The 14,570-nt window shown below is 71.5% G+C and carries 10 protein-coding genes; 7 read left to right on the top strand and 3 right to left on the bottom strand.

What is annotated here, in order from left to right:
- Positions 1-359: 359 nt before the first annotated feature.
- A complete protein-coding gene (locus tag ACOTKD_RS23255) occupies positions 360-1,496 on the top strand; it encodes an XRE family transcriptional regulator (RefSeq protein ID WP_424891064.1) in 1,137 nt (378 codons plus the stop codon).
- Here the strand turns inward: ACOTKD_RS23255 and ACOTKD_RS23250 are convergent.
- From ACOTKD_RS23250 to ACOTKD_RS23240, 3 genes are all read right to left on the bottom strand, one after another.
- The gene (locus ACOTKD_RS23250) at positions 1,480-2,286 is read right to left on the bottom strand and encodes a GntR family transcriptional regulator (protein WP_424890934.1); all 807 of its coding nucleotides are present in this window, start codon (positions 2,284-2,286) and stop codon (positions 1,480-1,482) included. The two genes, ACOTKD_RS23255 and ACOTKD_RS23250, sit on opposite strands and share 17 nt — an antisense overlap.
- Before the next feature lie 109 nt (positions 2,287-2,395).
- On the bottom strand, positions 2,396-2,959 hold the full coding sequence (locus tag ACOTKD_RS23245; RefSeq protein WP_424890933.1) for an HD domain-containing protein: 564 nt from the start codon (positions 2,957-2,959) through the stop codon (positions 2,396-2,398).
- Positions 2,960-3,763: 804 nt separating this feature from the next.
- Positions 3,764-4,813: a LacI family DNA-binding transcriptional regulator gene (locus ACOTKD_RS23240; RefSeq protein WP_424890932.1), complete on the bottom strand. Its 1,050-nt coding sequence runs from the start codon at positions 4,811-4,813 to the stop codon at positions 3,764-3,766.
- A gap of 144 nt (positions 4,814-4,957) precedes the next feature.
- Here ACOTKD_RS23240 and ACOTKD_RS23235 point away from each other — a divergent pair, with 144 nt between their 5' ends.
- The 6 genes from ACOTKD_RS23235 to ACOTKD_RS23210 all read left to right on the top strand — a co-directional run bounded on the left by ACOTKD_RS23235 (position 4,958) and on the right by ACOTKD_RS23210 (position 14,555).
- Positions 4,958-6,256, top strand: a complete 1,299-nt coding sequence (locus ACOTKD_RS23235; protein WP_424890931.1) for an ABC transporter substrate-binding protein — start codon at positions 4,958-4,960, stop codon at positions 6,254-6,256.
- Positions 6,253-7,143, top strand: a complete 891-nt coding sequence (locus tag ACOTKD_RS23230) for a carbohydrate ABC transporter permease (protein WP_424890930.1) — start codon at positions 6,253-6,255, stop codon at positions 7,141-7,143. Before ACOTKD_RS23235 ends, ACOTKD_RS23230 begins: the two co-directional genes overlap by 4 nt.
- Positions 7,140-7,970, top strand: a complete 831-nt coding sequence (locus ACOTKD_RS23225) for a carbohydrate ABC transporter permease (RefSeq protein WP_424890929.1) — start codon at positions 7,140-7,142, stop codon at positions 7,968-7,970. Before ACOTKD_RS23230 ends, ACOTKD_RS23225 begins: the two co-directional genes overlap by 4 nt.
- A gap of 42 nt (positions 7,971-8,012) precedes the next feature.
- The gene (locus tag ACOTKD_RS23220; protein WP_424890928.1) at positions 8,013-9,245 is read left to right on the top strand and encodes a glycoside hydrolase 5 family protein; all 1,233 of its coding nucleotides are present in this window, start codon (positions 8,013-8,015) and stop codon (positions 9,243-9,245) included.
- Positions 9,246-9,452: 207 nt separating this feature from the next.
- Positions 9,453-11,510, top strand: a complete 2,058-nt coding sequence (locus ACOTKD_RS23215) for an endo-beta-N-acetylglucosaminidase (RefSeq protein ID WP_424890927.1) — start codon at positions 9,453-9,455, stop codon at positions 11,508-11,510.
- A gap of 27 nt (positions 11,511-11,537) precedes the next feature.
- Positions 11,538-14,555, top strand: coding sequence for an alpha-mannosidase (locus ACOTKD_RS23210; RefSeq protein ID WP_424890926.1), 3,018 nt, complete (start codon positions 11,538-11,540; stop codon positions 14,553-14,555).
- Positions 14,556-14,570: the final 15 nt, after the last annotated feature.

Genomic DNA, 14,570 nt, shown 5'->3' with positions numbered 1-14,570 from the left:
GTACGCTGGTCAAGCACTGTGAACTCCTCTTCAGAGGAAGCGGGAGCGGCGATCTACTTGGCGGTGGGCGCCGCTCCCGGCATCGGTTCCGGGCCCCTGACGACACAACCGTGCAGGGGCTTTCGCACCTCGTCTGGTGCGCACCAGTAGCGTGCACCTGGTGCGCATCAGATACAAGGGGTTCAGCGAACATCCGCCGAACTCACCTCCGTTGGCGCACTTCCAGGGAACCGCAGGGGCCAACTCGCTGCTAGCCAACAAGCCTTAACAACCCGACTGTTAACCCCTCCCCATCAGCAGCAACGTGAGGCATGCTGCTGCTCAGTACCCAACGCGACGCTGTTGTGGGGGCGTTGAATGTGAGCAAGGGGCTTCGACAGGCCAGGTTGGCACGAGGCTGGTCACAGGAGCGGCTGGTCCGAGAGATCGAACGGTACGCGAAACGGCACCTCTCGGACGTGGCATCGACAGCCAGCCTGCGGGTTTACATATCCGAGTGGGAGAACGGCCGACGGAGCATCTCACCGAGGTACGGGGCCGTGCTGCGAGGCCTGCTCGGAATCACCGACAGCGAGCTGATGGGCCAGTCTGCGGGTGACGCGGAGGGCCTGCCGATCGTCGGTGGCTACGACGACCTGGTCAGCCGGATCGACTCTGCACGGTCCGTGAGCTTGACCATGGTCGATACGTTCATGAAACAGACGGAGCTACTCCGGACGGTCGACAGGCAGATGGGAGCCAGTGGCCTCGTCGACCAGATGACCGGGCATCTCTCGACACTCGAAGATGCACTCACCTTCGCCGTTCTCCCGGAGACTCGCCAACCGGTAGCACGGGCCTTGGCCGGCGCTGCGACGCTTGCCGCATGGCAGGCCCTTGACGTGGGCTCCGTGGAGCGGGCTTGGAAGCACTATGAGCTAGGCAAACGCGCCGCTCATGAAGCGAACGAGCCGATGTACCTGGCCCATGCCATGGCAGAGCAGGCTTACGTGCTGTGCGACGCGGGGCGCCCGGAGCTGGCCGTCGATCTGGTCCGGGACGCCTGGCGTGCGGGCGCCGGCCGGCTGTCGCCCCGCCTGCGGGCATGGCTCCACGCCGCGGAAGCCGAGATCTGCGCACGAGCAGGCCTGGCCGACGACTGCCGACGGTCGCTGGACCTGGCCGCCGAAGCCTTACCCGGCGGAACAGAGGATCGCGACCCCGACATGCTGAGCATCTTCCTCAACGGCGCCCACTTGACGCGATGGCGGGGCAATGCGCTCGCGATTCTCGGCGACGACGAAGCGGTGAGCAGCCTCTACATAGCCTTGGAAAGGCTCGACCCTTCCTTCATTCGGGCTGCAGCCGGGCTTCGATGTGACCTCGCTCAAGCGCATCTCGCTCGCGATGAGTACGACCAGGCGCAGGAGCACCTGCGGCAAGCTCGCTTGCTGGCGAGCCGCACCGGTTCGGTGCGGCACCGCCGACGAATCGAGCAGCTCACGAAGCGGATGTGACAGAACCCCGCCGACGATCGGCCAGCAGATGGAGCAACGCGACTAGCGTTCCGGAGCCCATAAGCTCGTCACGCGCCATGAGACCCGGGACGTCCGACAAGGGCACCCACGTCACATGGCCGGCTTCTTCCACATCCGTAGGGTCGCCAACGTGTTCGGCGCCGTGCCCCACAAAGATCTCGTGAGGCGAATCCACCATGCCCACCATGGGCTGATACGTGACCACGTGCTCCAGCTGAACTGGACGCCAGCCTGTCTCTTCTTCAGTCTCCCGCATGGCCGTTGTGAGAGCTTCCTCCCCCGCGTCCACGATGCCACCGGGGAGTTCCCAGCCCCACTTGTCCGGCACGAACCGGTACCGCCAGAGCATCAAGACTCGGTCGAGATCGTCTACCACCGCCGCAATGGCAACGTGCTGCAGCCGGACGACGTGATGCTCGAAGCGCTCCACACCTGGCGGCTCGACGTCGACGAGCGCGAGCTGCACCCAGCGATTGTCATAGACCGTCCGCTCCCCATGGATCGTCCATGACTCAAGCGGACCCGGTGAGCTCGTGCTGACTCTTCCACCCGCAGCACGGTGGGACGGCACGAGGTACGAGCTGCGGTTTCGCACCTCAACAACGCCTTCAGCCACAAGCCGTGCCAGCACTTGGCGCAGGGCCGTGCGCCCGATGTCGAGCTGTTCCGACAGCGTGCGTTCGGACGGCAACTTGTCCCCGGGCGAGAGCTTCCCTGACGTGATCCACTCCCGGATCGTCTTGTCGACCCGCGCGGTCTTCGGCCCCATCCTCTGAGCACACCCCCGACTCGTGTTCGGCGCAACCGCTGTCGCGGCCTAGGAACGTTCCTAGGCCGATCCTGGCATGCGCGGATGATCGGTCAAAGGGCCCGGTGCCTCAGACACCCGGACTGCCGGCCTGCCTCAGCCGTCGGTTGACGCGCTCGCAAGCAGCCTGAATCTCAGGCTCAGCCCGCCGAATGAACCTTCCAACAACGCTGTCCGGACCGTAGCGGCTGACGATCTCGGCGATGCGGTCGTCAGGATCGGTACGACCTCCATCCGGTGTCGTGGTCATGTCGCAGAACACCAGGGCGTCTACCAAGTGGGCTTCTTCGACATCAAACTCCGCCGCGAGCGCCTCACGCAGACCGCGTTCTTCCGCCTCCAGCAGCGCATACGAGTGGTGGGCGACCAAGCACAGAATGCGCTCGTCGGCGTGCTCGACATCACGCAGGAACCGAGCGCCGTCCAACGGATGAAACCCCGTCTTGACAAGCTTCGGTGAGTAGCTGACGTCGTGAAGCACGGCGGCGGCCTCCAGCAGAGCACTGTCGGCCCCCAAGATCGGCGCGAGGCTCCTGGCCCGTTTCCGAACGCCGCAGGAGTGCGCCCAACGTCGAGGCAGCGACTCCGCCAGCAACGACTTGGCAAGATCGTGAGCCCAAACTGTCACTTCCATGTAACCGAAGGCTACGGGTTCGCCGCCGCCGAGGGGGCCGAACGGTGCACCTCCCATTCCCGTTGAGCATCAGAGGAACCAGACATAGCTCATCCCGGAAATTTCTGGGGTGGCGTGCCGCCCGCGACGTCAGTCGGAAGAACTGGGTTCATCCCCGCGCGCGGGGAGCAGGTGCCGCTCTCCTTTGCTGCCTGCCACCGGAAGGGGCCATCCCCGCGGGGCGGGGGGCAGTCGCTGAATGTGTCGAGGAGATCCTCGGCCGCAGGGCCACCCCCGCGTGAGCGGGGAGCAGTCGTTGGCGGCCTGGATGTCGAAGAGCTCTTGCGGGTCATCCCCACGTGCGCGGGGAGCAGGCTTCGCGACCTGGGCATCTTTTCACGCCCGCCCCGCTTTCTGACCACTTTGCGAGATTCCGACAAAGCGCATAACCACCCAATATACGGATGCAGTGCATCACGATCGGCGCCTGCGTACCGTCGGCCTCCGGGCACCGCCAACAAGAGCGGCGCGGGCCCACGTTCCACCCCACACGTGAGTAGCGAGTGAGATTCCCTCCCGCCAGAAGGGCTTCGGTGCTCTACCCCAGTGTGTTCGCCGGCCAACGCAAGAGATAACCCTGACCCACCTCCCGGGGAGCCAAACAGGGAGCCACCCGGAGCAGCACCTGCGGGCCATCCGCGGACTTCCGTGGACGGTTCCGCCTGCCCGGTCCGGCCGCAACGCCACCCCCGCCAGCGGCCCGTACGAGCACTTCTTACACAACACGCAAAGTTACGGTCATGGGTGGGGTGTGGAAATCCGTGTTCAGGACGGCGGCGGAGCCGTCGAGGCTCGGTGGAGGAGGCGGGGGGTCGCGTCCTGGATCCGGCGGGCCGGGGCGCCGTCGAGGAGGGCCAGCAGGTGTTCCGCCGCGCGCCGGCCGAAGGCGGCGGTGTCCCGGGTGAGGGCCGTGAGCGCGGGGTGGGTGTTGCGGCAGAGCGCAGAGTCGTCCCACGCCACGACCGACAGGTCCGCCGGGACCGAGAGGCCGCGTTCGGCGGCCACCGCCAGGCCCGCCACGGCCATCACGTCGTTGTCGTAGACGATCGCGGTGGGCGGGCGGGGGCCGGCCAGGGCGCGGCGGGTGGCTTCGGCACCCTGCGCGTCGGAGTAGTCGGTGGTCACCGAGCGGGCGTCCGGCAGGCCCCGGCGGGCGGCCTCGGCATGGAGGCAGGCCATCCGGCGCCGGGTGTGGGCGAGCTCCGGCAGGCCCGCGATGTGGGTGATGCGCCGGTGCCCCAGGGTGTGCAAGTGGCTGACGACGGAGGCCATCGCGCCGGTGTCGTCGGCCCACACCGTGGAGATCGCCGCACCGGGCGGGGCCGTGCCGGCCGGGGCGCCGATGACCACCGCGGGCAGGCCCAGCCCGTCCAGCAGGCCCGGGCGCGGGTCCTCCGTGCGCGGGTCGACGACCAGCAGGCCGTCCACGCGGCGCTCGGCCCACCAGCGGCGGTAGACCGCGCACTCGGCGCCGACGTCCTCCACGACCTGGAACAGCAGCCCGAAGCGGCGGGCGGCGAGCGCTTCCTGCACGCCGGAGACCAGTTGCAGGAAGAACGACTCGACGCCCAGGGTGCGGGCGGGCCGGGCCAGGACGAGCCCCACCGTCGCCGCGCCCTCGCCCGACAGGGCGCGGGCCGCGGTGCTCGGCTGCCAGCCGAGTTGCTCGGCGACCCGGCGCACGCGCTCGCGCGTGGCCTCGGAGACCCCCGGGCGGCCGTTGAGCGCGAACGACACCGCGCTCTCCGAGACGCCCGCGCGGCGCGCGATGTCCTTGATCGTCGGACGGCGGGGCGGTGTGCGGCGCATCCCCATCCCCCTCTCCATCCCCCTCCCGCAGCACTCGGGCGACAACACACTAAAGCGCATTAGTCGTTGGCGGCAGTGTTGACTAACTCCCCTTCCCGGTGCACCTTTTGGACCGCACCTCCCGGCCCCGACCGAAGGAGACCGCCGGCCATGCCGATACCCCGCAGAGCCGTCGCCGCGACCGTTCCGCTGCTCGTGTCCGCCCTCACGCTGACCGCCTGCGGCCCGGGCGGCGCGGACTCAGGGGGCGGTGACGCGGGCGGGAAGCCGGAGGGTGACATCACCTTCCAGACGTGGAATCTGCGCAGCAACTTCAAGGACTATTTCACCGGCCTGGTCGCGGAATTCGAGAAGTCCAACCCGGGCGTCCGCGTCACATGGCTGGACCAGCCCGCCGACAACTACGCGGACAAGCTGAGCGCGGACGCCGCCGCGGGCACCCTCCCCGACGTCGTCAACGTCTCGCCGGATCTGTCCTATCCGCTGGCCAAGGCCGGTCTGCTGATGAACCTCGACAAGGAGCCGGCCGCGGCGAAGTTCAAGGGCGAATACACCCCGGAGGCGTGGCAGGGCAATGTGCTGCCGGGCCTGGACGGCTCGTACTCCTTCCCCTGGTACCTGAACACCGGCCCGCTGTTCTACAACAAGGCCCTGTTCCGGCAGGCCGGCCTCGATCCGGAGAAGCCGCCGAAGAGCTACGGCGAGCTGTTCACGGCGGCCCGCACCATCGCGGAGCGCTCGGGCGGCAGGACCGCGACGCTCGGCGGCACCCCCGCCGTCGAGGACTTCGGCCGCTACGGCGTGCGGCTGATGAACGACGACGCCACCCGGTTCACGTACAACGAGCCGAAGGGCGTGGAACTGCTCACCGAGTACAAGAAGCTCTACGACGCCGGCGGCCTCGACCCTCAGTCCCTGACCAACACCCCGGACAAGACCGGCCAGAAGTTCCTGGAACAGAAGGTCGCCATGAACCCCGGCAGCGCCCACGACCTGGAGACGTTCAAGAAGAACGCCCCCGGCCTCTACCGGGAACTCGGCATCACCGACGCCCCCAACAACACGGGCAAGCCCAATATGTACGTGATGGGTCTCGGCGTCAGCAGCCGCAGCAAGCACAAGGCCGCGGCCGTCGCCTTCGCCCGCTTCGTCACGGACAGGAAGAACCAGGAGGCGTTCGCCCACAAGGTCGCCGTCTTCCCCAGCACCAAAGGCTCGCTCGACGATCCGTACTGGACGAGGGACGACGGCACCGACGAAGGCCGCGTACGCGTGGCCTCCGCGAAGATGCTCAAAGGGGCGGTCAATTACACGCCGGTCGTGCTCAGCGAGGAGATGAAGACCGTCCTCAAGAACGAGGTCGCCAAGGCCCTCCAGGGGAAGAAGACACCCGGGCAGGCCCTGGACGACGCGGTCGCGCAGAGCAACAAGCTGCTCAAGCAGGGATGACGGGCGTGAAGCACGTGCGCACGCACCGGGCCGTGAGCCCCTGGCTCTTCCTCCTCCCCGGCCTCGGCACCATCACCGCCTTCAGCCTCTACCCCTTCCTCACCACGCTCCACAAGGCCTTCACCGACGCCCGCACCCTCACGCCCGGCGACTGGGTGGGCCTGCGCAACTTCCGGGACATGGCGCAGGACGAGCAGTTCTGGATCGCGCTGCGCAACAGCGGCCTCTACGTGGTCCTCGTCGTCCCCTTCACCGTGCTGCTGCCGCTGCTGCTCGCACTCCTGGTGCAGAAGCGGATCCCGGGCGTCGCCTTCTTCCGGTCCGCGTTCTACACGCCGGTCGTGGCCTCCACCGTCGTGGTCGCCCTCATCTGGGGGTGGATGCTCGACGACCGGGGGCTGGTCAACGGGATCCTGCGGGCCCTCGGGGCCGGCCCGTTCGCCTTCCTCGGCGACGAGTGGCTGCTGCTGTTCAGCGCGATGGCCCTGACGGTCTGGAAGGGCCTCGGCTACTACATGATCATCTATCTGGCGGCGCTGGCGCACGTGCCGCGCGAGCTGTACGAGGCAGCGGCCGTCGACGGCGCGGGCGCGCTGCGCCGCTTCACCGCCGTCACCGTGCCCGGCGTGCGCTCGACGATGGTCCTGGTCGGCGCCCTGTCGTCGGTGGCCGCCTTCAAGGTCTTCTCCGAGGTCTTCCTGCTGGCGGGCCCCACCGGCGGCCCGGCCGGGCAGGACACCACGCTCGTCATGCTCGTCCAGCGCACGGGCACGGGCCTCAACGGCCGGGTCGGCTACTCCTCCGCGCTCTCGCTCGTCGTCTTCGCCGTCGCCCTGCTGCTGATGCTGCTGGTGCTGCGCGCCGACCGGACGAGGAGGCCGGAATGAGCCGCACCGCCCCCTGGGAGAAGGCACTGCGCTACGTCCTCCTCCTCGCGGTGCTGGCGCTGACGGCCGGCCCGTTCCTCTGGCAGCTGTCGACGTCCTTCAAGAGCACCACCGAGGACGTCTACACCTCCCCGCCCCGCTTCCTGCCGGCCCACCCGACCGCGCACAACTACACCGCGGTCGCGGACATCATCCCCGTCTGGGACTACGTCCTGAATTCCCTCAAGGTCGCCGTCGCGAGCGTCCTCACCAACCTCGCCGGCGCCTCGGCGGCCGGTTACGCGCTCGCCCGGCTGCGGTTCCGCGGGCGCCGGGCGGCGGGGCTGGTGTTCGTGGCGGCGGTGCTGGTGCCGCTGGAGTCCATCGTCGTCGCCCAGTTCACGATGATGCGCGACCTGGAGCTCAACAACACGCTCGTGGCCGTCGTCCTGCCGGGCGCGGTCGGCGCGCTCAACGTCCTGCTGATGCGCAACGCCTTCGCGAACCTGCCCTACGAGATCGAGGAGGCGGCCGTCATCGACGGGGCGAACGTGTGGCAGCGGTTCGTACGGATCGCGCTGCCGTCCGCACGGGGCACCCTCGCGGTCGTCGCGGTCTTCTCCTTCATGGGGGCGTGGGACGACTTCCTGTGGCCGCTGATCGTCCTGTCCGACCCGGACCGCTTCACCCTCACCGTCGGCCTGAACCACCTGCACGGCACCTTCCAGCAGGACCCGCGGCTGGTCGCCGCCGGCACGGTCGTCGCCGTCGCGCCGCTCGTCGTGATGTTCGCGTGCCTGCAGCGGTACTTCTTCCGCGGCGTCGGCGAGGGCGCCGTCAAGGGCTGACCCCCGCCGCCCACCGCCCAGCAGAAGGGACACCCCCGCCCCATGCGCTTCGGCGTCAACTACACCCCCGCCCGCGGCTGGTTCCACCACTGGCTCGACTTCGACCTGGACGACGTCCGCGCCGACCTGGACTCCGTGGCGGCGCTCGGCCTCGACCACATCCGCGTCTTCCCCCTCTGGCCGCTCTTCCAGCCCAACCGCACCATGATCCGGCCGCGCGCCGTCGAACAGCTCGTGAGCCTCGTCGACGCGGCCGGCGAGCGCGGGCTCGACGTCAACGTGGACGGGCTGCAGGGGCACCTGTCCAGCTTCGACTTCGTGCCGTCCTGGACCACCACCTGGCACCGCCGCAACCTCTTCACCGACCCGGACGTCGTCGACGCGCAGGCACGCCTCCTCACCGAACTCGCCGGCGCGCTCGCCGAGCGGCCCAACTTCCTCGGCATGACCGTCGGAAACGAGTTCAACCAGTTCTCCGGCCCGCCCCACCCCGACCCCGACCGCATCCGCCCCGCCCAGGCCGGCCGCTGGCTGCGCCGCATGCTCGCGGCCTGCGAGGAGGGCGCGCCCGGCAGAACCCACCTGCACGCCTCGTACGACGCCGCCTTCCACGACGGCGAGCACCCCTTCACACCCGCCCACTCGGCCCGGCTCGGGGCCATGACCGCCGTGCACTCCTGGGTCTTCAACGGCACCGCGCAGCGGCACGGCCCCGGCGGCGTCGCCGAACACCTCGCCGCCTACCTCGTCGAGCTGTCCAAGGCCTGGGCCGACGACCCCGCCCGCCCCGTATGGCTGCAGGAGACCGGCGCGCCCGCCCCGCACGTCCCGCCCGGCCGCGCCGCGGCGTTCACGGAGGCGACCGTGCGCCACGCCCTGGACTGCACCGGCCTGTGGGGCATCACCTGGTGGTGCTCCCACGACGTCGACCGCGCCCTCGCGGACTTCCCGGAGCTGGAGTACGGGCTGGGGCTGCTCACCAACGACCGCGAGGTCAAACCGGCCGGGGAGGCGTTCGCACGCCTCGCCCGGGAGCACCGGAGCGCCGGGCCGCCCGCGCCGCGGCGGACCGCCCTGGTCCTGGACGCGGGCGACGCCGAGGAGGCGCCGGGACGGGCCGTGAGCGCGCCGGGCGGGGCGTTCTTCGAGGCGTGGATGCGGGTCGCCTCCGGCGGGGGGCGGCCGGCTGTGGTGCTGGCCCAGAGGGCGGGGGATGCGGCGCATTTGGCTGCGCGCGGCATCGCCGAGGTCGTCCGCGCCGAGCGGGTGCCCTAGCGATGCGGCAGCGCCGCACATCCCGAAGCTCCGCCCCGGACCCCGGTCCTCAATCGCCGGACGGCTTGAAAGGAAGACAGGACAGCTTTGGGGAAGACGGGGCGGCTCGGAGAAAGACGGACGGCTTCAGGACAGCTTGGAGGAAGACCGGAGGACGGGACGGCTTGCAAGGAAGACCGGACGGCCTGACAGGAATGAGGAGCCACCATGCACATCACTCGCCGGAAAGCCCTCGCCGCCGGCGCCGCCGGTCTCGCGGCCGTCGCCCTGCCCGCCGGGCAGGGGCGGGCCACCGGGCGCGGAGCGGCGGCCCCTCCCCCCACCCTCCAGCCCTACGCCTCCTACTGGTTCCCCGACAGCCTGCCGGCCGGCTCGCCCCCGCCCGGGGTCGTCCGGCGCAGTCTCGCCGCGTGGGACCCCGCGAAGGACCCCGACCTGCCGTTCAACCGCTCGGCCGTGCCGCTCGCCGCGCGCTTCGCGCCCCCGCCGCCCAACGCCACCGCCCGCGCCGGCCAGGCCCGCGTCTGCGCGCTCGCCGCGTTCGCCCACACCTCCGGGAACCCCTCGCAAGGCGCGCCGACCGCCGACTTCTACGCGCTGACCCACTGGGCCTACCTCGACGAGCTGGTCTTCTGGGGCGGCTCCTCCGGCGAGGGGCTGATCCTGGCGCCCAACGCGCCCGTGGTGGACGCGGCCCACCGCAACGGCGTGCCCGTGCTCGGCACGGTGTTCCTGCCGCCGGCGGCCTACGGCGGGCAGCTGCAGTGGACGCGGGACCTGGTGCGGCGCGGCCCGGACGGCGGCTTCCCGCTGGCCGACCGGCTGATCCGGGTGGCGCGGGAGTACGGCTTCGACGGCTGGTTCGTCAACGCCGAGACCGGCGGCGGCGACGCGCGGCTCGGCGCGGACATGCGCGACTTCGTCGCGTACCTGCAGAAGCGGGGCGAGGCAGGGGGCGCGGGCCTGCGCGTCACCTGGTACGACGCCATGACCGTCTCCGGCGGCATCGACTGGCGGAACCGGCTCGACGACCACAACGCGCCGTTCTTCCGCGCCGCGCGCTCGATGTTCCTGAACTTCAACTGGGACCGGGCCGGTCTCGGTTCCTCCGGCGGGCTCGCGCGGAATCTGGGGCGCAGCCCGTACGACCTGTGGGCCGGGATCGACGTCGAGGCGCGTGGCTGGGACACGCCCGTGGACTGGGACGCCGTCGTCCCGGCGGCGGGCCCGCACGTCACCTCGTACGGCTTCTACCGCCCCGAGTGGACGTGGACGAGCCTGCCCGCGGACGCCCGCGGCCCGGCCGCGTTCCACGCGCGCGACGACCGCTTCTGGTCCGGGCAGGCGCTCGACCCGTCCGCGCCGGAAGCGGGCCCGTGGCGGCCGCCGGCCGCGTCCGTCGCGGACCGGTCCACGCTCACCGCGCTTCCCTTCGCCACCACCTTCAACACCGGTCACGGCCTGGGCTGGTACGAGAAGGGCCGGCGCACGGGTGAGTCCGGCTGGAACCACCTGGGGCTGCAGGACCGGCTGCCGGGCCGGCGCTGGGTGATCCGTACGGCGGGCCCGCGGCCGGCCGTCGGCTTCGCCTTCGACGACGCCTGGCGGGGCGGCAGCAGTCTGCTCGTCGACGGCACGCTCACCGGCCCGGCGGAGGTGGAGCTGTACGCCTGCCGGCTGCCGTTCTCGGACGCCACGGTCGTGGAGCTGGCTCACCGTACGGATCCCGGTTCGGCGGCGGTGCGCGTCGAGCTGGTGGTCGCCGTGGACGACGGCGTCGCGTACCTCCCTGCCGGTGTCCTCCGCGCGGGCGGCCGCGGCTGGACCGCCGCGAGGGTGCGGGCCGGAGCGAAGCTGCGCGGCCGCAGGGGGCGGACGATCCGGGCGCTCGGCGTCCGGATCACCCCGCCGGACGGCGGTGCGGTGCGGTGGCGTCTGGGCCGCCTGGCGGTGCGGGACGCGGCCCCCGCGGCGCCCGCCCCGCCCGTGGCTCCGGAGGTGACCGCGTCGCGCGTGGGGCCCGACGGCCCGGCCGAGCTGCGTCTGGCCTGGGGCGCCCCGGTGGGCACGGCGGTACGCCAGTACGAGCTGCGCCAGGCCCTGCCCGGCGGGCGCTTCCGCTTCCTCGGCGGCACCTGCGGGCATGCCTACTACGTCCCGGCGCTGCGTCGTACGGACGGCGAGGCGGCCACCCGGATCGAGGTGCGCGCCGTGGACGAGCTGTACGCCGTCTCGGCGCCCGCTTCCCTCACCTTCCGCTGGTAAGGCAACCGACGTAAGGAAACCGACCTGATGCACAACGACCGCACCATCACCGAAGCCCGGCTGAAGCGCGTGCTGGACGAGCGCATCCGGCCGGCCGTGTACCCCGAGTCGGTGCCGCTGGAGGTCACCGTGTGGCACGCGCCCGGCGAGCCCGTCCCGGTGGCCCAGGGGATCGCCGCCGGGGGCGTGCCGATCGAGGCGGGCGCGGCCTGGGGGCCGCCGTGGGGCACGAGCTGGTTCACCGTCGCGGGAAGGGTGCCGCGGGAGTGGGCGGGCCGGACGGTGGAGGCCCTGCTCGACCTGGGCTTCGACGAGAACATGCCGGGCTTCCAGTGCGAGGGGCTGGTCTACCGTCCGGACGGCTCGCCCGTGAAGGGCCTGAACCCGCGCAACCAGTGGGTGCGGATCGCCGAGCGGGCGGCCGGCGGCGAGGAGGTGCTGCTGCACGTCGAGGCGTCGTCCAACCCCGTGATCCTCGACTACCGCCCGTTCGTGCCGACCGAGCTGGGCGACCGGGAGACGGCGGACGCCGAGCCTCGCTACCGGCTGGCCCGCATGGACCTGGCCGTCTTCGACCGGACGGTGTGGGAGCTCGTCCAGGACCTGGAGGTGCTGGAGGGACTGATGACCGAGCTGTCCCCGGACGCGCCCCGCCGCTGGGAGGTCCTGCGGGCGGTCGAGCACGCGCTGGACGCGGTCGACCTGCAGGACGTCGGCGGGACGGCGGCGGCGGCGCGCGAGCGGCTCGCGGGGGTGCTGGCCGCGCCCGCCCACGCCTCCGCGCACCGGATCAGCGCGGTCGGGCACGCGCACATCGACTCGGCGTGGCTGTGGCCGCTGCGCGAGACGGTGCGCAAGGTCGCCCGCACGGCCTCGAACATGACCGCGCTGCTGGAGGACGAGCCGGAGTTCGTCTACGCCATGTCGCAGGCGCAGCAGTTCGCGTGGATCAAGGAGCACCGGCCGGAGGTGTACGCGCGGGTGAAGAAGGCGGTCGCGGACGGCCGCTTCGTGCCGGTGGGCGGCATGTGGGTGGAGTCGGACACGAACATGCCGGGGTCGGAGGCGCTGGCCCGGCAGTTCGTGCACGGCAAGCGCTTCTTCCTGGAGGAGTTCGGGATCGAGACGGAGGAGGTGTGGCTGCCGGACTCCTTCGGCTACTCCGCCGCGCTGCCGCAGCTGGTGCGGCTGGCGGGGGCCAGGTGGTTCCTGACACAGAAGATCTCGTGGAGCCGGACGAACAAGTTCCCGCACCACACGTTCTGGTGGGAGGGCCTGGACGGCACCCGGGTCTTCACGCACTTCCCGCCGATCGACACGTACAACGCGCAGCTCTCGGGCCGGGAGGTCGCACACGCCGTCCGCAACTTCCAGGAGAAGGGCGGGGCCACCCGCTCCCTCGCGCCGACGGGCTGGGGCGACGGGGGCGGCGGCACGACGCGCGAGATGCTGGCGCGGGCGAAGCGGCTGGCGGACCTGGAGGGCTCGGCGCGGGTGGCGTTCGAGAAGCCGTCGGCGTTCTTCGAGAAGGCGCACGCCGAGTACGCGCAGGCGCCGGTGTGGGTGGGCGAGCTGTACCTGGAGCTGCACCGGGCGACCCTGACCAGCCAGGCCCGTACCAAGCAGGGCAACCGGCGCGGCGAGCACCTGCTGCACGAGGCGGAGCTGTGGGCGGCGACGGCGGCCGTGCGGGCGGGCTTCCCGTATCCGTACGAGGCGCTGGACCGGATCTGGAAGACGGTGCTGCTGCACCAGTTCCACGACATCCTGCCGGGCACGTCGATCGCGTGGGTGCACCGGGAGGCGGCGGCGACGTACGCGGCGGTGGCGGCGGAGCTGGAGGAGATCGTCGCGGGGGCGCTGGCGGCGCTGGCGGGCGACGGCTCCGGCGGCGGGACGGTGGTGTTCAACGCGGCGCCGCACGGGCGCGGGGAGGTGCCGGCCTTCGGCGCGGTGCCCGCCGCCGGACCGGTGCCGCCGGTGCGGCCCGTGCCGCGCGAGGGCGGCGGGTTCGTCCTCGACAACGGCTTGCTGCGCGTCGAGGTCGACGGCCGGGGCCTGGTGGTGTCGGTGTACGACCCGGCGGCGCAGCGGGAGGCGATCGCTCCGGGCGCCGCGGCCAACCTGCTGCAGCTGCACCAGGACTTCCCGAACATGTGGGACGCGTGGGACGTGGACCACTTCTACCGGAACACGGTGACCGACCTGACGGACGCCGAGACGGTGGAGGCGGCGGACGACGGGGCGGTGCGGGTGGTGCGGGCCTTCGGGTCGTCCCGCGTCGAGCAGCTGATCTCCCTGCCGGCCGGCGAGCGGCGGCTGGACGTCGCCACGGAGGTCGACTGGCACGAGACGGAGAAGTTCCTCAAGGCCGCGTTCCCGCTGGACGTGCACGCGGACCGGACGGCGGCCGAGACCCAGTTCGGCCACCTGTACCGCCCGACGCACACCAACACCAGCTGGGAGGCCGCCAAGTTCGAGGCGTGCGCGCACCGCTTCGTCCATCTGGAGGAGCCGGGCTGGGGCGTGGCGGTCGTCAACGACTCGACGTACGGCTACGACGTGACGCGCACGGTCCGCCCGGACGACACCGGCACGACCACGACGGTGCGGCTGTCCCTCCTGCGGGCCCCGCGCTTCCCCGACCCGCGCACCGACCAGGGGACGCACCGCTTCCGGTACGCGCTGGTGCCGGGCGCGTCGGTCGGCGACGCCGTCCGCGAGGGCTACCGCATCAATCTGCCCGAGCGGCGGGTGGCGGGCGGCACCGCCGTCCCGCCGCTGGTCCGCGTCGGGAACGACGCGGTCGTCGTCTCCGCGGTCAAGCTCGCGGACGACGGCAGCGGCGATGTGGTCGTGCGGCTGTACGAGTCGCTGGGCGGCCGGGCCCGCACCCGCCTGGAGGCCGGCTTCCCGCTCGCCTCGGCGGCGGTGTGCGACCTGCTGGAACGGCCGCTGGCCGCGGCGGCGGCGGACGGCGACGCGGTGCCGCTGGCGCTGCGGCCGTTCCAGATCCTGACGCTGCGGCTGGGGCGACGCCGCTAGGCCGGTCCGGCGGGG

Origin of the sequence: Streptomyces sp. XH2, assembly GCF_049725035.1 — a bacterium.
GTDB classification, from domain to species: domain Bacteria; phylum Actinomycetota; class Actinomycetes; order Streptomycetales; family Streptomycetaceae; genus Streptomyces; species Streptomyces roseoverticillatus.
The sequence above is the reverse complement of the archived record's forward strand: the minus strand, read 5'-3'. Positions and strand labels throughout refer to the sequence as shown.

What these genes read in the sequence shown, in the direction of transcription:
- ACOTKD_RS23250 (WP_424890934.1), bottom strand. Translation starts at nt 2,286, where the DNA reads ATGGGGCCGAAGACCGCGCGGGTCGACAAGACGATCCGGGAGTGGATC.
- ACOTKD_RS23245 (WP_424890933.1), bottom strand. Translation starts at nt 2,959, where the DNA reads ATGGAAGTGACAGTTTGGGCTCACGATCTTGCCAAGTCGTTGCTGGCG.
- ACOTKD_RS23240 (WP_424890932.1), bottom strand. Translation starts at nt 4,813, where the DNA reads ATGGGGATGCGCCGCACACCGCCCCGCCGTCCGACGATCAAGGACATC.
- ACOTKD_RS23235 (WP_424890931.1), top strand. Translation starts at nt 4,958, where the DNA reads ATGCCGATACCCCGCAGAGCCGTCGCCGCGACCGTTCCGCTGCTCGTG.
- ACOTKD_RS23230 (WP_424890930.1), top strand. Translation starts at nt 6,253, where the DNA reads ATGACGGGCGTGAAGCACGTGCGCACGCACCGGGCCGTGAGCCCCTGG.
- ACOTKD_RS23225 (WP_424890929.1), top strand. Translation starts at nt 7,140, where the DNA reads ATGAGCCGCACCGCCCCCTGGGAGAAGGCACTGCGCTACGTCCTCCTC.
- ACOTKD_RS23220 (WP_424890928.1), top strand. Translation starts at nt 8,013, where the DNA reads ATGCGCTTCGGCGTCAACTACACCCCCGCCCGCGGCTGGTTCCACCAC.
- ACOTKD_RS23215 (WP_424890927.1), top strand. Translation starts at nt 9,453, where the DNA reads ATGCACATCACTCGCCGGAAAGCCCTCGCCGCCGGCGCCGCCGGTCTC.
- ACOTKD_RS23210 (WP_424890926.1), top strand. Translation starts at nt 11,538, where the DNA reads ATGCACAACGACCGCACCATCACCGAAGCCCGGCTGAAGCGCGTGCTG.